The organism is Kitasatospora sp. NPDC058218, assembly GCF_042882445.1.
In the GTDB taxonomy this organism is placed as follows: domain Bacteria; phylum Actinomycetota; class Actinomycetes; order Streptomycetales; family Streptomycetaceae; genus Kitasatospora.
This window is the reverse complement of record NZ_JBHVWC010000007.1, coordinates 54,045-72,113: the sequence shown is the minus strand read 5'-3', so window position 1 is coordinate 72,113 and position 18,069 is coordinate 54,045. Positions and strand designations below refer to the sequence as shown.

13 protein-coding genes and 2 pseudogenes are annotated in these 18,069 nt (G+C 73.6%); 7 read left to right on the top strand and 8 right to left on the bottom strand.

Annotated elements, in window-relative coordinates; genetic code table 11:
• The first annotated feature begins 14 nt into the window (after positions 1-14).
• Genes ACFVYI_RS06100 through ACFVYI_RS06090 form a run of 3 tightly spaced genes read left to right on the top strand, consistent with a single transcriptional unit; the run spans position 15 to position 11,742 of the window.
• Entirely contained in the window at positions 15-10,775 is a 10,761-nt protein-coding gene (locus ACFVYI_RS06100) for an amino acid adenylation domain-containing protein (protein ID WP_387881939.1), read from the top strand.
• The gene (gene fabG / locus ACFVYI_RS06095; protein ID WP_387881938.1) at positions 10,772-11,515 is read left to right on the top strand and encodes a 3-oxoacyl-ACP reductase FabG; all 744 of its coding nucleotides are present in this window, start codon (positions 10,772-10,774) and stop codon (positions 11,513-11,515) included. Before ACFVYI_RS06100 ends, fabG begins: the two co-directional genes overlap by 4 nt.
• Positions 11,516-11,544: 29 nt before the next feature.
• On the top strand, positions 11,545-11,742 hold the full coding sequence (locus ACFVYI_RS06090) for an MbtH family protein (RefSeq protein WP_387881937.1): 198 nt from the start codon (positions 11,545-11,547) through the stop codon (positions 11,740-11,742).
• 21 nt (positions 11,743-11,763) lie between these two features.
• Here the strand turns inward: ACFVYI_RS06090 and ACFVYI_RS06085 are convergent, their stop codons facing one another.
• Positions 11,764-12,525 carry a DUF1775 domain-containing protein gene (locus ACFVYI_RS06085; protein WP_387881936.1) on the bottom strand — a complete coding sequence of 254 codons (762 nt, stop codon included), beginning with the start codon at positions 12,523-12,525 and terminating at the stop codon, positions 11,764-11,766.
• 316 nt (positions 12,526-12,841) lie between these two features.
• Here ACFVYI_RS06085 and ACFVYI_RS06080 point away from each other — a divergent pair, with 316 nt between their 5' ends.
• Positions 12,842-13,057 carry a heavy-metal-associated domain-containing protein gene (locus ACFVYI_RS06080; RefSeq protein WP_387881935.1) on the top strand — a complete coding sequence of 72 codons (216 nt, stop codon included), beginning with the start codon at positions 12,842-12,844 and terminating at the stop codon, positions 13,055-13,057.
• Between the two features lie 197 nt (positions 13,058-13,254).
• Positions 13,255-13,611, top strand: coding sequence for a VOC family protein (locus ACFVYI_RS06075; RefSeq protein ID WP_387881934.1), 357 nt, complete (start codon positions 13,255-13,257; stop codon positions 13,609-13,611).
• Positions 13,612-13,741: 130 nt separating this feature from the next.
• Here ACFVYI_RS06075 and ACFVYI_RS06070 read toward each other — a convergent pair whose 3' ends face one another.
• From ACFVYI_RS06070 to ACFVYI_RS06040, 7 genes and pseudogenes are all read right to left on the bottom strand, one after another.
• Entirely contained in the window at positions 13,742-14,059 is a 318-nt protein-coding gene (locus ACFVYI_RS06070) for a DUF6087 family protein (RefSeq protein WP_387881933.1), read from the bottom strand.
• 65 nt (positions 14,060-14,124) lie between these two features.
• A complete protein-coding gene (locus tag ACFVYI_RS06065; RefSeq protein ID WP_387881932.1) occupies positions 14,125-15,258 on the bottom strand; it encodes a methyltransferase domain-containing protein in 1,134 nt (377 codons plus the stop codon).
• A gap of 135 nt (positions 15,259-15,393) precedes the next feature.
• Positions 15,394-15,936 carry an MvdC/MvdD family ATP grasp protein gene (locus ACFVYI_RS06060; RefSeq protein WP_387881931.1) on the bottom strand — a complete coding sequence of 181 codons (543 nt, stop codon included), beginning with the start codon at positions 15,934-15,936 and terminating at the stop codon, positions 15,394-15,396.
• Positions 15,937-16,021: 85 nt separating this feature from the next.
• Positions 16,022-16,309: pseudogene (tgmA, locus tag ACFVYI_RS06055) on the bottom strand (putative ATP-grasp-modified RiPP); the annotation flags it as partial.
• A gap of 67 nt (positions 16,310-16,376) precedes the next feature.
• Positions 16,377-16,637: a hypothetical protein gene (locus tag ACFVYI_RS06050; protein WP_387881930.1), complete on the bottom strand. Its 261-nt coding sequence runs from the start codon at positions 16,635-16,637 to the stop codon at positions 16,377-16,379.
• 105 nt (positions 16,638-16,742) lie between these two features.
• Entirely contained in the window at positions 16,743-17,075 is a 333-nt protein-coding gene (locus ACFVYI_RS06045) for a hypothetical protein (protein WP_387881929.1), read from the bottom strand.
• The gene (locus tag ACFVYI_RS06040) at positions 17,072-17,311 is read right to left on the bottom strand and encodes a hypothetical protein (RefSeq protein WP_387881928.1); all 240 of its coding nucleotides are present in this window, start codon (positions 17,309-17,311) and stop codon (positions 17,072-17,074) included. Before ACFVYI_RS06040 ends, ACFVYI_RS06045 begins: the two co-directional genes overlap by 4 nt.
• Before the next feature lie 189 nt (positions 17,312-17,500).
• On the opposite strand from ACFVYI_RS06040, the pseudogene ACFVYI_RS06035 reads away from it, so the two are divergent.
• Together ACFVYI_RS06035 and ACFVYI_RS06030 are read left to right on the top strand one after the other, a co-directional pair.
• A pseudogene (locus tag ACFVYI_RS06035) lies at positions 17,501-17,581 on the top strand (hypothetical protein); the annotation flags it as partial.
• Positions 17,582-18,028 (top strand): hypothetical protein, encoded by a 447-nt coding sequence (locus ACFVYI_RS06030; RefSeq protein WP_387882037.1) that lies wholly within the window; start codon positions 17,582-17,584, stop codon positions 18,026-18,028.
• The last annotated feature ends 41 nt before the right edge of the window (positions 18,029-18,069 follow it).

Below are 18,069 nucleotides of genomic sequence, written 5' to 3'. Positions count from 1 at the left end.
AGGACGGACCTGCGATGACCACCCCCGACCCCGCCGACCTCACGGCCGCCGAGAAGCGGGCCCTGCTGGCCGAGCGCCTGCGCCGCAAGAAGGCCCTCCGGCAACGGACCGGACGGCAACCGGACGGACAGCCGCGGCAGCACCGCTTCGCCGCCTCGTTCCCGCAGCAGCGCATGTGGTTCCTGGACCAGCTGACGCCCGGTGACACCGCCTACAACGTCTCCGGCGCCACCCGGATCCGCGGCCCGCTGGACCTGGAGCTCTGGCGGCGCGCCGTCCGCGAGATCGCCCGGCGGCACGAGGCGCTGCGCACCACCTTCCGCGCGGTGGACGGCGAACCCGTGCAGGTGGTCACCGAGGGTGCCGGGCCCGAGTTCACCGTCGTGTCCTGCGAGCACCTGCGCGGACCGGACGGGGAGGCGGGCGTCCATGCCCTGGCCCAGCAGGAGTTCTCCCGTCCGTTCGACCTGGAGACCGGCCCGCTGATGCGGCTGCGGTTCCTGCGCCTCGCCCCGGACGAGCACGTCCTGCTGCTCACCATCCACCACATCGCCGGCGACCTCTGGTCCACCTCGGTCTTCCTCGACGAGTTGGTCGCGCTCCACGGGGCGTACGCCACCGGCACCGACGCCGCACTGCCCGAACTGCCGGTCCAGTACGCCGACTACGCGGCGTGGCAGCGCAAGCGGCTCGACGGCGAGGGGGCGGCGGCCGACCTCGCGTACTGGACGCAGGCGCTCGCCGGGGCCCCGGCGGCCCTGGAGCTGCCCACCGACCGCCCCCGGCCCGCCGTCCGGAGCACCCGGGGAGGGTCGCGTCCGTTCCGGCTCTCCGAGCAAGTGATGGACCGGGTCCGCTCGTTCAGCCGGAGCGAGGGCGTCACGCCGTTCATGACCCTGCTGGCGGCCTTCCAGGTGCTGCTGCACCGCTACACCCGCGAGGAGGACGTCGTCGTCGGGGTGCCGGTCGCCAACCGGGGCCGGCCCGAGGTCGAGCGGCTGATCGGGTACTTCGCCAACACGCTGGCGCTGCGGACGGACCTGTCGGGCGCGCCGTCCTTCCGGGACCTGCTGCGACGGGTACGGCCGGTGTGCCTCGGCGCCTTCGCGCACCAGGAGCTGCCCTTCGAGCGGCTCGTGGAGGAGCTGCACCCGCGGCGGGACCTCTCCCGCTCCCCGGTCTTCCAGGTCTCCTTCGTCTTCCAGAACATCGCGATGCCCGCCTTCGACGTGGCGGGCCTGCGCCTGGAGCCCGTGGAGGTGGACGGCACCACCGCCCGCTTCGACCTGGAACTGCAGGTGTTCGACCGCCCGGAGGGCCTGAGCGGCAGGTTCGACTACAACAGCGACCTGTTCGACGCGGCCACCGTCGACCAACTGTCCGGCCACCTTGGGCTGCTGGTGGAGAACCTGCTCGCCGACCCGGACCGCCCGGTCGGGCAGGTCCCGATGCTCGCGGCGCAGGAGGAGCGGCGGCTGCGCGACCGGTGGAACGACACCCGCCGGGAGTGGCCCGAGCCGGGGTTCGCCCACCACCGCTTCGAACGGCAGGCCGCCCGCACGCCGGAGGCCGAGGCCGTCCGCTGCGGCCCGGACGCACTGAGCTACGCCGAGCTGGACCGGCGCTCCAACCGGCTGGCCCACCGGCTGAAGCGGCACGGCGTCGGCCGGGACGTCCTGGTCGGCATCTGCACGGAGCGCTCGGTCGACCTGGTGGTGGCCCTGCTGGCCGTGCTGAAGGCGGGCGGCGCCTTCGTCCCGCTGGACCCGCGGTTCCCGCCGGAGCGGACCGCCTTCATGCTGGCCGACTCCGGGCTGCCGGTGCTGCTCACCCAGCGGCCGCTGGCGGAGGCACTGCCCGTGACCGGCGCCGAGGTGCTCTGCCTGGACGAACTCCATGAGGACCTCGCCGTCGAGCCCGCGCACGGCCTCGACGAGCCGGTGGCCGGGCAGGACCTCGCCTACGTGATCTACACCTCGGGATCGACCGGGCGGCCGAAGGGGGTCGAGATCCCGCACCGGGCGCTGGCCAACTTCCTGTGCGCGATGAAGGAACGGCCGGGCATCGGGCCGGACGACACCCTGCTCGCGGTGACCACGCACTCCTTCGACATCTCGCTGCTGGAACTGCTGCTGCCGCTCGCCGAGGGCGCCCGGGTGGTCGTCGCCGAGCGCGGGGCGGCCGCCGACGGCGAGCGGCTGGCCCGCCTGCTGGCCGGCTCCGGAGCCACCGTGATGCAGGCCACGCCGTCGACCTGGCGGATGCTGCTGGACGCGGGCTGGCAGGGCACGCCGGGCCTGCGGGTGCTGGCCGGGGGCGAGCCGCTGCCCGCCGACCTGGCCCGGCGGCTGCGGGCCGGCGGCATGACCCTGTGGAACATGTACGGCCCCACCGAGACGACGATCTGGTCGGCGGTGGCCGAGGTGGGCGAGGGCCCGATCTCGATCGGCGAGCCGATCGCCAACACCGAGCTGCACGTGCTCGACGACCGGGGCCGGCCGGCGCCGCCCGGGGTCCCCGGCGAGCTGCACATCGGTGGTGCCGGGCTGGCCCGGGGCTATCTGGGCCGGCCCGGGCTGACCGCCGAACGGTTCGTCCCGCACCCCTTCGGCAGCGCACCGGGGGACCGGCTGTACCGCACCGGGGACTCGGTGCGCCGACGGCGTGACGGCGGCATCGAGTTCCTGGGCCGGCTGGACCACCAGGTGAAGCTGCGCGGGTTCCGGATCGAGCTCGGCGAGATCGAGAGCGAGCTGGCCCGCCGACCCGAGGTCGGGGCCGCGGTGGTGACGGTCCGCGAGGACAGCCCGGGCGACCAGCGTCTGGTGGCCTACCTGGTGCCCGCCACAGACGACGCCGGGCCCGCGCAGGAGTGGCCCGACCAGGTCGACGAGTGGCGCCGGATCTGGGACACCGCCTACGACGACGCGGCGGACGGCAACCCGCCGCACCCCGGCGGCGACGGCTCCGACGGCTCCGACGGCCAGGACACCCCGGCCCCGGCCCCGATCCCGGCCGAGGACCTGCGCGGGTGGAACAGCAGCTACACCGGGGCGCCGATCCCGGCCGAGGAGATGCGCGAGTGGGCCGACCGCACCGCGGACCGGGTGCTCGGTCTGCGGCCCCGCTCGGTCCTGGAGATCGGCTGCGGCACCGGGCTGATCCTCCAGCGGGTCGCGCCGCACTGCGAGCGGTACTGGGGCACCGACATCTCCGAGGTCGCGCTCGCGGGGCTGCGCAGGGCCGCCGAAGCCCCCGGCCACCCGCTCGGCCGGGTCGAACTCCACCACTGCGCCGCCGACCGGCTGGACCGCCTGCCCGAGCGGCTCTTCGACGTGGTCGTGCTCAACTCGGTGGCGCAGTACTTCCCGGACGAGCGCTACCTGCTGCGGGTGGTCGAGGCCGCGCTGAGCCGGCTCGCCCCGGGCGGGTCGGTCTTCCTCGGCGACATCCGCAGCCTGCCGCTGCTGGAGGCGTTCCACCTCTCGGTGCAGCTGTCCCGCGCCGAAGGCGGCCTCCCGGCCGACCGGTTGCTCGCACGGGTGCGCCGGCACCTGGACGAGGACGAGGAACTGGTGGTCGACCCGCGGCTGTTCACCGCCCTGCCGCGGCGGTTCCCCGCCATCGGCGAGGTCCGCGTGCTGCCCAAGCGGGCCTGCTCCGACAACGAACTGACCCGCTTCCGCTACGACGTGGTCCTCACCACCGGGCCGGCCGGCGGGCAGGCGACCGGGACCCCGTCCGACCGCACCTGGCTGGACTGGGAGGCCGAGCGACTGAGCGTGGCGTCGCTGCGCGAGCGGCTGGCCACCGAACGGCCACCGCTGCTCGCCGTCCGCGGGGTGCCCAACGCCCGCGTCCGCGCGCTCGCCGACGCCGTCGGACGGCTGGGCACCGCGACCGTCGCCGAGCTGACGGACCACCTGGCCGCCCCGGCCGGGGCGGCCGTGGACCCGGAGGAGCTGTGGGCCCTCGCCGAAGGGACCGGCTACCAGATCGACCTGGACTGGTCCGGACACGGCCCGGACGGCGCGCTGGCCCTGGTGGCCCGCCGGGTCGACGCCGACGGCGAACCGGTGGCCGGACTGCCGCGCGGTGCCGAGCCGGCGGCCGGCGAACAGGGCGCCGGCGAACAGGACGCCGGTGAGCCGGACCGCCCCGAGCCGGACTGGGGCCGCCACGTCAACGGCGCCCGGCGCCGGCTGGCCCGCCGGCTCACCCCGGTGCTGCGGGCCGCGCTGGCCGAGCGACTGCCCGCCTACATGGTCCCGTCCGTCTTCGTCCTCCTCGACGCCCTGCCGCTGACGCCCAACGGCAAGACCGACCGGAAGGCACTGCCCGCACCGGACGGCGACCGCCGGGCCGTGAGCCCGGCGTACGTCGCGCCGCGCGACGCCCGGGAGGAGGCACTGTGCGAACTCTTCGCCACGGTGCTCGGGCTGCCCACCGTCGGCGTCCACGACGACTTCTTCGACCTGGGCGGCCACTCCCTGCTCGCCACCCGGCTGGTCTCCCGGATCCGGGCCGCCCTCGGCCTGGAGATCCAGGTCCGTACCCTGTTCGAGACGCCGTCGGTGGCCGGGCTGGCCCGCCGCCTCGGCGGTGCGGGTGCGGCTGCCCCGGCACCGCGGCCGGAGCCGCTGCCCGCGCTGCGGCCCGAACCGCGGCCGGCCGAGCTGCCGCTCTCCTTCGCCCAACGACGGCTGTGGTTCCTGGACCGCATGCAGGGCCCCTCCGCCACCTACAACATCCCGATGGCGGTACGCCTGACCGGAGTGCTGGACGTCGACGCGCTGCGGGCCGCGCTGGCGGACGTGGTGACCCGCCACGAGGTGCTGCGCACCACCTATCCCGACACCGGGGGCGTGCCGCGCCAGCACGTCCTCGACGCCGCGGCCGGGCGCCCCGCGCTGACCGTGACCGAGGTCTCCGGGCCCGGAGCGGACGACGCGGTGGCGGCCGCCGCCCGGTACCGCTTCGACCTGGCCCGTGAGGCGCCGCTGCACGCCGAACTGCTGCTCCACGGCCCGGACCGGCAGACGCTGGTCCTGGTGGTGCACCACATCGCGGCCGACGGCTGGTCCGTCGTCCTGCTCGGCCGCGACCTGGTCACCGCCTACTCCGCCCGCCGGGCCGGCCGGCCGCCGCACTGGGCACCGCTGCCCGTCCAGTACGCCGACTACACCCTGTGGCAGCACCGGCTCCTCGGCGGCCAGGACGACCCGGACAGCGTGTGGACCAGGCAACTCGCCTACTGGAAGCAGGCCCTGGACGGCCTGCCGGAGCGGATCGCACTGCCCACCGACCGGCCGCACCCGGCCGGGGCGAGCCACCGGGGCGGCACCATCGCCCTCCACTGGGACGCCGGGCTGCACACCGCCGTCGCCGCACTCGCCCGCCGCCACGACACCAGCGAGTTCATGGTCGTCCACGCCTGCCTGGCCGCACTGCTGCACCGCCTGGGCGGCGGGGACGACATCCCGATCGGGGCGACCGTCGCCGGACGCACCGACGCCGCCACCGAGGACCTGGTCGGGTTCTTCGTCAACACCCTGGTGCTGCGAGTCGACGTCTCCGGCCGGCCCACCTTCCGGGAGCTGCTCGCCCGGGTCCGGGAGCGCAGCCTGGACGGCTACGCCCACCAGGAGGTGCCCTTCGAGTTCCTGGTGGACGCGCTGCGGCCCGCCCGGTCCACCGCACACCACCCGCTGGTCCAGGTGATGCTCGCCTGGCAGAACGTGCCAGACGCCGAGCTGGGCCTGCCGGGCCTGACCGAGGAGGTCGTGCCGGTGGGCACCGGCACCGCCCGGATGGACCTGGTGTTCGCGCTGACCGGGCGGCGCGGCTCCGGGGACGCCGCGCAAGCCGGCATCGACGGTGTGGTCGAGTACAACGCCGACGTCTTCGACCCGGACACCGTCCAGGCCCTGGCCGACCGGCTGCGCCGGATGCTGCTGGCGGTCTGCGCCGACCCGGACCGGCCCGTCGACGGCGTGGACCTGCTCACCCCCCGCGAGCGCCACCGGCTGCTGACCGAGTGGAACGACACCGCCCGCGAACTGCCGCCGGCCACCCTGCCGCAGCTGTTCGAGGCCCAGGTGGCCCGCACCCCGGCGAACCTCGCGGTGATCGACGGCGAGCGGGAGCTGACCTACGCCCGGTTGGAGGCGGAGGCCAACCGCCTGGCCCGGCTGCTGATCGCCCGCGGCGCCGGTCCGGACCGGCCGGTGGCGGTGGCCCTGCCCCGCTCAGCACCCTCGGTGGTGGCGATGCTGGCGGTGGTCAAGGCCGGCTCCGCCTATCTGCCCGTCGACCCGGACCACCCGCCGCAGCGGATCGCCCTCCTGCTCGGGGACGCCCGGCCGGTGCTGCTGCTCACCGTCGACGCGCTGGCCGGCGTGCTGCCGGAGACCGGCGTCCCGCTCCTGCTGCTGGACCGGCCGGAGGTGCTCCGGGAGCTCGACGCCCTCCCCGCCACCGCCCCCGGGGACGGCGACCGGGTGGAGCCGCTGACCCCGGCACACGCCGCGTACGTCATCTACACCTCCGGCTCCACGGGCACGCCCAAGGGCGTGGTGGTCACCCACACCGGGATCGCCGGCCTGGTCGCGGCGCAGTCCGAGGGCTTCGGGCTGGACGGGCGCAGCCGGGTGCTGCAGTTCGCCTCGCCGAGCTTCGACGCCTCGGTGGCGGAGCGGTGCGACGCGCTGCTGACCGGCGCCGCCCTGGTCGTGGTCCCGAAGGAGGAACTGCTCCCGGGCGGGCCGCTGGCCCGCACCTGCGCCGAGTACGGCGTGACCAACGTGACGCTGCCGCCCAGCGTGCTGGCGGCCGTGCCGGAGGGCGGCCTGCCCGCCGGGATGTCCCTGGTGGTCGCCGGCGAGGCCTGCCCGGCGGGGCTGGCCGCCCGCTGGTCGGCCGGCCGGCGGATGGTCAACGCCTACGGCCCGACCGAGACCACGGTCTGCGCCACCCTGAGCGGCCCGCTGTCGGGCGGCGCCGCCCCGTCCGTCGGCCGGCCGATCGTCAACACGCAGGCGCACGTCCTGGACGAGGGGCTGCGGCCGGTGCCGGTCGGTGTCCCGGGCGAGCTGTTCGTCGCGGGCTCCGGGCTCGCCCGGGGCTATCTGGGCCGGACCGGGCTGACCGCGCGGCGCTTCCTCCCCGACCCGTTCGGACCGCCCGGGGCGCGGATGTACCGCACCGGGGACGTGGTGCGCCGGCGGCCGGACGGCCGGCTGGACTTCCTCGGCCGGACCGACCACCAGGTGAAGGTCCGGGGCTTCCGGATCGAGCCGGGCGAGATCGAGTCCGCGCTGACCGCCCTCCCGGAGGTAGCCCAGGCCGTGGTGACGGTCCGTGAGGACCGGCCGGGCAACCGGGCGCTGGTCGGCTACGTGGTCCCCCGCCCGGGCGCGCACCCGGACCCGGCCGCCGTGCGGGCCGCAGTCGCCGGACGGCTGCCGCCGTACCTGGTCCCGGCCGCGGTGGTGGTACTCGACGAGCTGCCGCTGACCGCCAACGGCAAGGTGGACCGGGAGCGGCTCCCGGCCCCCGACTTCCGGGCGGCGGTCGGCTCCGACCGCCCCCGCACCCCGGTCGAGGAGATCCTGTGCGGGATCTACGCCCAGGTGCTGGGACTGCCCGAGGTCGGTGCCGAGGACCGGTTCTTCGACCTCGGCGGTGACAGCATCCAGGCGATCCAGGTGGTCTCCCAGGCCCGGGCCGCCGGGCTGACGATCGGCGCGCGGGACGTGTTCGCCCACCAGTCGGTCGCCGCCCTGGCCGCGGTGGCCACCCGGCCGGAGGGCACGGCCGATCCCGGGGACGTCGGGATCGGCGAGATCGCGCCCACCCCGATCGTCGAGTGGCTGCGCGCACTGGACACCCCGATAGGCGGGTTCAGCCAGGAGGCGGTGGTCGCGGTCCCCGCGGGCGTGGACCGGGAGCAGGTGGCCGCGGTCCTGAGCGCCGTGGTCGACCACCACGACGCGCTGCGTTCCCGGCTGACCGTCCGGCCGGACGGCGGCTGGTCGCTCCGGGCCGGGCCGCCCGGCTCGGTGCCGGTGGCGGACCACCTCCTCCGGGTGGACGCCACCGGCCCGCTCGACCCGGCCGGACCGGACGGGCCCGGGCCGGACGGGGACCGGCTGCGGGCGCTGGTGGCCGCGCAGGCCGTCGCGGCCCGGCGCCGGCTGGCCCCCTTCGCCGGTGTGATGTTCCAGGCGGTGTGGTTCGACGCCGGGCCGCGGGAGCCGGGGCGGCTGCTGCTGGTGATCCACCACCTGGTGGTGGACGGGGTGTCCTGGCGGATCCTGCTGCCGGACCTGCGGGCCGCGGGCGAGGCGGTGCTGGCCGGCCGGCCCGCGGCGCCCGCCCCGGTGGGCACCTCGGTGCGCCGCTGGGCCGCCCTGCTGACCGCCGAAGCGGTCGCCCCGCACCGCGTCGCCGAACTCCCGGAGTGGACCGGGCTGCTGAGCGGCACGCCACCGCTCCTGGCCGAGCGGCCGGCGGGCGGCCGGCACCCGGCCGGAACGGGGCGGCTGGTGCTCACCCTGCCCCCCGAGGACACCGCGCCACTGCTGGGCCGGGCCCCCGGGGCCTTCCGCACCGGCGTCCAGGACGTGCTGCTGGCCGCCCTCGGCATCGCAGTGGAGGAGTGGCGGCGCCGACGCGGCCGGCCCGAGGGCGGGGTCCTGGTCGACGTGGAGAGCCACGGGCGGCACGAGGAGCTGGCGGCCGGGGTCGACCTGTCGCGCACCGTGGGCTGGTTCACCAGCGTCCAACCGGTCCGGCTCGCGCCCGGCCCGCTGAGTTGGCCCCAGGTGGCGGAGTCCGGGCCCGAGCTGGCCGCTGCCGTGGTCCGGATCAGGGAACAGCTGGCTGCCCTGCCCGGGGACGGTCTCGGGTACGGCCTGCTGCGCCACCTCAACCCGGACACCGCTCCCGCGCTGGCCGCGCTGCCCGTCCCGGAGGTCGCCTTCAACTACCTCGGGCGCTACAGCGGCACCGGCCAGGGCGCCCCCTGGGCGCCGGTCGGGGCCGACGCGGCGCAGGCCCTGGGCGGGGGCGAGGGGGCGGTCACCCTGCTCACGCATCCGCTGGAGCTCGACGCCGTCACCTACGACGGTCCCGGGGGGCCGCAGCTGGCGGCCGGCTGGACCTGGGCGGAAGGGCTGCTGGACGAGCGGGAGGTGCGCGAGCTGGCCGAGGCGTGGTTCGCCGCGCTACGGGCGGTCGCCGGCTGCGCCGCCCTGCCCGGTGCGGGCGGTCCGCCGCCCGCCCGGCCGGCGGTGGCGGACCGGTACCGGACCGGCCGACGGGACGGCGGGATCCCGGTGGCCGACCGGAGCGGGGGCGTGCCGCTGTCCTTCGCCCAGCTGGACATCATGCACCAGCCGGTGGACCCGAACGAGGCGCACCACAACGTCATCACCGCGACCGTCCTGAGCGGGGAGCTCGACCAGCGGGCACTGCGCCACAGCCTGGACCGGATCGTGCGGCGGCACGAGGCGCTGCGGACCCGGATCGTCGACGACCCCGCCGGCGGCTGGCGGCAACTGGTCGACCCGGCCGGGGGCTGGCCGCTGGCCACCGTGGACCTGCGGGCCGGGGCCGACCGGGCCCGGCCCGAGGAGCTGCGGCAGCTGGTCGAGGCCGAGGTCAGCCGCCCGTTCAGCCTGGCCGAGGGCCCGCTGGTGCGGGGCACCCTGGTCGCCACCGCCCCGGACGAGTGGGCGCTGGTCCTGGTGCTGCACCACATCGTGGTCGACCTCTGGTCCTACGCCCTGCTCGGCCGCGAACTGCGTGAGCTGTACGCCGCCCGGGTGCTGGGACGGGAGCCGGCGCTGCCCGAACCGGCGGTCCAGTACCCGGACTGGGCGGCCTGGCAGCGGCGGCGGCTGGCCGACGGCGCGCTGGACGAGCACGTCGCCTACTGGGAGCGGCTGTTGGAAGGCCTGCCGGCGCTGCCCCGGTTCGAGGCGCCCGAGCACCAGAAGGCCGAGGCCGCGGAGGGCCACACCAGCGGTTTCGTCCTGGGCCCGGAGATCACCGGGGCGCTGAAGGAGGCCGCGCACCGCGAGGGCGTGACCCTGTTCATGGTGCTGCTGACCGCCTTCCACCTGCTGCTGCTCAGCTACGCGGACGGCACCGGCGCGGACGGCGACCTCGCGGTGGGCTTCCCGCTGGCCGGGCGGGAGCACCCGGCGACCGAGCAGATGATCGGCTTCTTCATCAACCCGGTGGTGGTACGCCCCCGGCCCGCCGGGGACGCGACCGTCCGGGACCGGATCGCCGCGGTCCGCGAGGGCGTGCTGGAGGCCCATCTGCACCAGGAGGTGCCGCTGCGCCGGCTCCGCAAGGACGCCGGGGAGGACCACAACCCGCTGCGCCTGCTGTTCAACCTGCTCAACGTCGCCGGCGAGCCGCTGGACCTGCACGGCCTCAAGGCGGCGCCGCTGGACCTGAACGTCGGCGACGACGCGGTGATCCCGGAGCTGATCACCGAGATGCGGCCGCACAACGCCGACCTGTACCTGATGATGCACGAGTCCGACGGCGGCCTGCGCGGCCTGTGGCTGTACTCGCCCGAGCGGATCGAGCCGCGGGTGATGGCGGTGATGATGCGTCAGTGGCCGTACCTGCTCCAGCTGTTGGCAGGCCATCCGGACCTCCCGCTCACCGAACTGCGCCGCCTGATCCGGCAACGGCCTGCAGAGCCGCCCCGGGGGAGCGACCGGACCACCGCACCCGACACGAAAGGAATCGGATGAACAGGACGGCCCGGCCGGTGGCACTGATCACCGGCGGCTCCCGTGGGATCGGCCGCGCCACCGCACTGCGGCTGGCCCGGGACGGCTACGACATCGCCCTGTGCTACGGGACCGACGCGGAGCCCGCCCGGGCCCTGGAGAAGGACCTGCTGGACCTGGGCCGCACCACCTACGTCCGCCGCGCCGACGTGTCCGACGCCGCCGCCGTGCGGGCCCTGGTCGACGGCGCCGAGGACGCACTGGGACCGGTGACCGCCCTGGTCACCTCGGCGGCGATCCTCCGGGACACCCCGCTGGTGCTGATGGAGGACCAGGACTGGCAGGACGTCCTGCAGGTCAACCTCAGCGGCGTCTACCACGCCTGCCGCGCGGTGATCGACGGCATGGTGCTGCGCGGGCACGGTGCCGTCGTCAACCTCTCCTCGGTCGCCGGCATCAGCGGCAACCCCGGTCAGACCAACTACGCGGCGACCAAGGCCGGGATCATCGGATTCACCAAAGCCCTGTCCCAGGAGGTCGGCCGGTACGGCATCCGGGCCAATGTGGTGGCCCCCGGCTACATCGACACCGACCTGGTGGCGCAGCTCCCGGAGGAGGCCGTCGAGCGGTCCCTCGAACAGGTCTCGCTGCGCCGCCTCGGCCGCTCCGAGGAGGTGGCCGAGCTCGTCGCGTTCCTCCTGTCCGACCGGGCCGGCTACATCACCGGAGAGGTCTTCCGCATCGACGGCGGCTTCCGCTGACGGCCCGCCCCTCCCCCCTTGGAGCACTCGTGCACGACAACGCCGCCTCCGCCAGCGCACGCTGGACCGTCCTGGTCAACGACGAGCAGCAGCACGGCCTCTTCCCCACCGACCTCCCCGCCCCCGCCGGGTGGCACCCGACCGGCTTCACCGGCACGGAGGACGAGTGCGAGGCCTACACCGACGAGCACTGGACCGACCTCCGCCCACTGAGCCTGCGCCGCTAGGGCACCCGACCGACGGCAGGGTCAGCGGCCGGCGGTGCGCCTGCGGCGCCACCACCACGTGCCGCCGGCGGCAAGGACCACGACAACGACACCGATCGCGATGGGGACGGCGGCGGAGGAGTCGTCGCCGTTCGCGCTCGGCGAAGCGCTGGGCACCGCGCTGGGCGGAGCGGTCACACTCGGGGCTCCGGAGTGGCCGGCCGACACCGAGGGCGTGGCGGACGTCGAAGGCGTGGCGGAGGCGGAGGGCGTGGTGCCGGTGGCCGCCGCGGACGACGGGCCGACCGGCGTGGCTCCCGGTGCGGCCGCGGCCAGTTCGAGGGTGGGTGCGGGGTGCTCAGGTTCGGTGCCGTCCTTGGGCAGTTCGATCCAACGGTCGATCCGTCCGTCGCTGTACGTCTCCAGGGTCTTGAAGACCAGTTCCTCGGCGTCGGGCAGCTGCCGGATGGTGATCTTGTAGACGGCGTCCTTGCCCGGGGCGAGCGCGGGGCCGCCGACCGTGTAGCCGTCGGCGGTGACGGCGAAGGTCCAGCCCTGGGGCGCGTCGGCGAGCGCGACGTCGGCGGGGGCGATGCCCTCGGGCAGGACGACCTGGAACTTGGCGAGGCCGGCGGTGGTCGACTCGGCCTCGGCGGTGAAGGTGACGGTGGCGTTGGTGGCCAGTGCCCGGGCGGTCTCGGACTCGACCTCCACGTGGGCGAAGGCCGGCACAGCCGGCGCGAGGGAGCCGGCCACGACGGCCGTGATGGTGGTGGCCCGGCCGAGCAGGCGACAGGTGTTCATCTGGGCGGCACTCCGGAGGAGAGGGCGACCACCGGCCGGGGCGGGCCGGGGTCGCTCGGGGTGGGGCGTCCATGATGCACGATCCTTGCGGCCGATCGGCACCGCCGCGGGGCTTGTGACCTGGCCGGGCCGACCACCACGGCGGCGCGCCCTCGGTCGGCCGAGAGGCCTGATCGGTTCCCCGGTCCACTCGATGGGGGACCGTACGGCGTGTCCCTGTGCCCGCCGCGGAGCCATGCGCTGTCATAGCGGCGCCGAACGACGGCCCGTGCCCGTGCGGGCACGGGCCGCGAAGCCGTCCATGGGAGGTCCCCGCATGTCCATCACCACCGCCTTCGCCGTCGAAGGCATGAGCTGCGGCCACTGCGAGAAGACGGTGAGCGCAGGGCTGTCAGCCATCCCCGGCATCACCGACGTGTCGGCCGACGCCAAGGCCGGCCAGGTCACCGTCGCCTCCGAGGGTGAAGTCGACGAGGGCCTGATCCGCAGCGCGGTCGACAGGGCGGGTTTCGCCCTCGTGCACCGGATCTGAGACGCCCGGGAGCGCATGGTCACCCGGCTCCGACAGCTGAGACCGAACAGCACCGGACCCGGGTGACGCCCCCTCCGCGCGCCCTGCTCGGCCGGTCACCGGGCGGTCACCACCGCCGATACGAGGTCTGCACCCCGCGGCCGAGAACGAGCGCGACTCGGTGGCGTGCGGAGTGGAAATCAGGAAGGCTCGGGGGCATGGTTTCGATAGTGCAGAACGTGGCGATCGACTGTGCGGACGCCTATGAGCTGGCCCGCTTCTGGAGCAGGGTGACCGGCTGCCCGCTGCACCCGGAGGACAAACCGGGTGATCCGGACGTTCAGGTGCTGCTGGCGCAGGGGCCGGTCCTGTACTTCAACCAGGTGCCCGAGCCCAAGACGATCAAGAATCGGATCCATCTGTGCCTGCGCCCGGAGACCTCGCGCGAGAAGGAGGTCGAACGACTGTTGGGGCTCGGCGCCACCCTGGTCACCGATCACCGGAATCCCGACGGCTCCGGCTGGGCGGTCCTCGCCGACCCCAACACACGCGATTACCAGTTCTGTGCAGCTTAGCCGCAGGTCAGCACCAACGACAGAGCCCCGCCCGGCGCTTGGCCGAACGGGGCGTTTTGCTGTCTGGAGACACCCACGTGGCATGGGTGGCGCGGCGGTGGGGAGTCGTCCATCGGAGACCTACCCCGTGTCAGGCCTCCGGCCGGTAGAAGCGCACGGTGGGCCGGAACGGCTGCTCGGACGCCGGGGGCAGCTTGCCCGTAGGTGGGAGCGCCACCGTTTCAGGCCGGGGCGGAGTCAGGGCGCGCTGAGCCGACGCGTAGTCCGGGGCGACCCCTGTGGCACTCCATTGAATGCCGTCCCACTCTGCTAGGGCCCTTGGGGCCTCGGGGTTGACGTGCGCACCGTGCTGCGGGCCGTCGATGAGCGGGACTGCCCGTCGGGTGCCAGGTGCTCGCTTCCCGGCGGCGCGGCGGGCCGCCCATTCGTCGAGCGGTTCGTCAGCCATGCCTGTCCCCTTCCTGCGACGACCTGCCCAGTGTGCCGCCTGCTGGCGTTGCGCGGAAGTGGCGTTCAGAGCGTCGCACTCCAGCCGCTCCGGCTGAACGTGGTGGTGCCATCCGGGGTGATCTCGACGCGGGCGCCGTAGATGGGCAGCGAGCCGTCTCGGAGCCACCAGCGGCGGAACCGGTCGAGGTCATCCCACAGCCGCTTCGCTCCGGACTGGTGAATGGTCGCGGTGTCGGCGCCTGCCGGGGAAGTGGCCCGCGCCCACGACCCGTCAGGGTGCAGCATCCATGCTGTCAGTGCACCGTCGCCGGCTTGGCTGATCCGGTGTTCGACTCCGGGCACGGTGACTGTCATCAACGACCACAGCTCCCACGCGGCCATGACGTTGATCGCGGGGAACGGTGATTCGGTGATCTCGTCGCCGTCCTGTTCTCGCACCTTGGTGAACAGGTCGTCCAGCAGGCTCGGATAGTCGTCGCCTGTCCGGGTGGTCATGAGCGCAGCGCGCTCCCACTCCACCCGGCCCAGCGCCGAGCCGTCCGGCTGCTTGTCGGCGGTGACGATCAGTCCGGTATCCGCGATGGTGGTCACCAGCCGTCCGCCAGGCCGCAGAGCAGCGAGCCACGATGCGGGGATGTGCCGCACCGACACCATGGACACGATCCTGTCGAACTCGCCGGGAAGGTCCGCGGTGGCGTCGCCAGCGATCACCTGCGGGCGCAGCCCGATCGATTCGAGACGAGCACGAGCCGCGTCACACAGGTAGCCGTCCACGTCGATGCTGGTGACGTTCTGGTCGCCGAACCGGTGGGCCGCGTGTGCGGCGGAGTACCCGGACCCGGTGGCCACGTCCAGCACCCGTGCGCCAGTGGTCAGTTGCCCGTGCCGCAGCATCTGCACGACGAGCGACGGGTGAGTGGACGATGATGTCGGCCGCCCGGTCGTCGTCGCTCCGGCCTTGACGTGATCGGCGTGCAGCGACCCGACGCGGGTCACCAGCGTCTGATCGGCGTAAGCGTTGGCGAACCACTGCTCAGGGTTGGACGGCCCCTCGGCCACGGTCCAGCCGGCGGGGCCGGAGGTGAACCAGTTCGGGACGAACAGGTGCCGGGGCACCATGGCCACATGTCGGTGCCAGCCCGAGGCGGGGTGCGCGACGGTGCGCGCGAGTTCGGTGGCCGGCTGCTGCCAGTCCATCACGGCTCCACTCCTTCAAGGTCGTCGGCCAGGGCTTGAGTGATCGGAAGTCCCGTCGCGCCCTGTATCCAGTCCCACTGTCCGCAAGGGTTCACCTCCAGGAAAACCCACTCCCCGGCAGGGGTGACCACGAAGTCAGCGGCACCGTAGCGCAGTCCCAGCGTCTTCATCATGCGGTGCGCGCTGTCGGCCACAGGGCCGGGCACTTCGGTGACCGTGTAGGTGAGCGAGCCGTATGGTGATCAGTGTTGGCGGAATGGACAGGCCGGCGTTTCGAGCGGCTGCGAGCTGGACGGGCTTGTACTCGGCGCGCGCCATAGCCGTGGGGTGGTTGACCCACCGACAGGTGAGGGCCGAGAGAACGCCACCGAGTCCGGCCCGGGCCTGGGCAGAGGCAAATCGCTGCTCAGGCCCGGACATGCCGTCGGGCAGTTGGAACGCCCCAGGGGCGCGGAAGTACACCGCGCCGACCTGGGACAGCTCCACCGCTCGCCACTCGGTGATGAGTTCGCCCGCCCATCCTTGCGCCTGGTCGATCCGGGCCGCCATGCCGAGCGTCTGCGGGAAGTCGGCGGTGTCCATGCGGAACACCTCTGCTCCCCGTCTGGTCAGCTCGGCTACGACTCGGTCGGTCGGCCAGTCGTCGCCAGCGGCAACGACCAGGATGGGCGCGCGCATCAGTCCTTCGGCCCCTCGTCCAGCGCGGCGGGTTGGTGATCGACCCGTCCGGGATCGTCGGGGTGTGGGTGTTGGCCATGCAGGTCAACAGGCCACCGTCGTTGGAGACGTTCACCTGCTGCTCGGGGTCGTAGAACGACTGCGGGATGGTGACGGCCCCGGTGGAGTCGGGGACCCGCGCGAACCGCAGGGCCCACGGCCGCGTGCTGGCGTCGCTCGGCTGCTCGGCGCTGTGCGGGAGCCGGCCGCCGGACGCCGTGAGCGGGAACGCCTCACGGGGATGTACGACTGTTGTCAACTGTCTCTCCGTTCTCAATCGTTGAGCACCAGTTGTGCTCCGCCCCAGTCGTCCGGGCCGTCCATTTCCCGTCACCGGGGCGGAGGTTGTGCAGCCCGGCGCAGCGCAGGCAGCACCGGGAGTTCGGGGGGCGGACAGGCTGTCAGGCCGCCCGGTTGATGCCGGTCTGGTGCGCGTCCGTACGGGCGAAGCGCGCCCGGACGGCCGCCGCGTCAACGCCGTGGTAGCGCATCACGCCGTCGTGCACCTCCCGCATCCGGTCAAGCGTGGCGTCCAGCTCGGCCGTGGTCGCGCCGGTCTGCCCGGTCACCTGGTTGTCGAGCAAGCGCCCGAGGGTGCGCAGCGCGTCGAATGCCTGGTCCAGGTCGAGCGGCTTCCGGATGGGGGCGGGCGTGCCGGTCATTTGCGGTGTTCCTTCCGGTTCGTAGGAGGCGAGTTGGTACGCCCCCGGCAGCGTGCTTCGGGCCCGGCGACGCAGGGGCGATCAGCAGGCTGGGACTGTCTTGCGCTAGGAACGGAGCCGGGTGGTCCAGGTCGACCGGGGCCGGGCGTGACGAGCGCGGTGGGCGGGCTCGGTCCTCTGGCTGTCTCGTTTGGCCATCGCGGCAACTGCCTTGCCGTGCAGGGTCGATATGCAGTCGGCGCAGGCGAGCAGCCCGGCCGTGACTCCGCCGGCTGCGGTCACCGGGCCGAGCCAGAGCACGCGAACCGAGGTGCGCCCGCAGTAGAGCCAGCAGTCCCCGGCCGCCCACGGGTTCCCGTCGTCGGCCTCGGGCGGCTCTGGCAACCGTCCCGCGCCGATCGCGGCCAGCGCGGGCAGCACCTCGGCGGCGAGGGTCACGGCGGGTCTCCGGGACGAACGGGGCGGACCGTGACCCGCAACCGGGACTGCCGGGCAGCACGTCTTCGGCGCCACCAGGTTTCCCAGTCCCCGCCGTAGACGATGCCGAGCATGGCGACCGCCAAGGCGAGGAACCACCAGACCCAGCGGCGGGCGGTCTGCGGGTCGAGCCGGGCGAGGGCGAGCACCAGAGCGGCAGGGCCGAGTGCGACCGCCACGGCCAGGGCACCAGTCACGATCCTTGGGCGATTCACTACCGTCCCTCCGATCAACTCAGCGCCGGACTGTGTGATTCACCAGTACAGGGCTGCCGTTCACGCCAGGACAGAGCAGCGGTGACGCATCTGTGTGGCATCCATGTCTCAGAGTCTCCGCATCGTGTGCCCTGACCTGCTAGAACGGGTAGTCAGAGACCGGGAGGCGGCATGGCAGAGCGGCGCAGGGCCCTTGTCGAAAGGCGAAAGGCCCTTGGATTCACTCAGGAGTCCTTGGCCCGGGATCTTGGTGTGGATCGCTCGACCGTGGCGCGATGGGAGAGCGGGAACGTAGACCCCCAGGGCTGGCAGCGCCCAACCCTGGCCAAGGTCTTGCGAGTCACACTAATTGAGCTTGACCATCTCCTGCACGCCAAAGCGACCCCGACGCCCTCACGAGACGAAAATTTCCCCGTCATTACGCTGGAATATGATGACGAGATCGAAGCTTTGGAGCTTGCACGCAGGGTCTCCGCCAGTGATGTAGGCAAGGAAACGCTTGAACGGCTTGAGCTGACTTTTCACGATCTGGCAACCAAATATCCGACCGTGGCCCCCCGGGAACTCTTGGGGCAGGTGCGGAAATATGCACTTTATGTAGCCAGGCTCATGGCTGCAAAAAAAGACTCTCGCCGAACATCGACAGCTGCTCGTGATAGGTGGCTGGTTCTCTCTCCTCGGCGCAACGCTGCACATTGACCTTAATCAGCAAGACGCAGCAACGGCGAGGCTGCGAACGG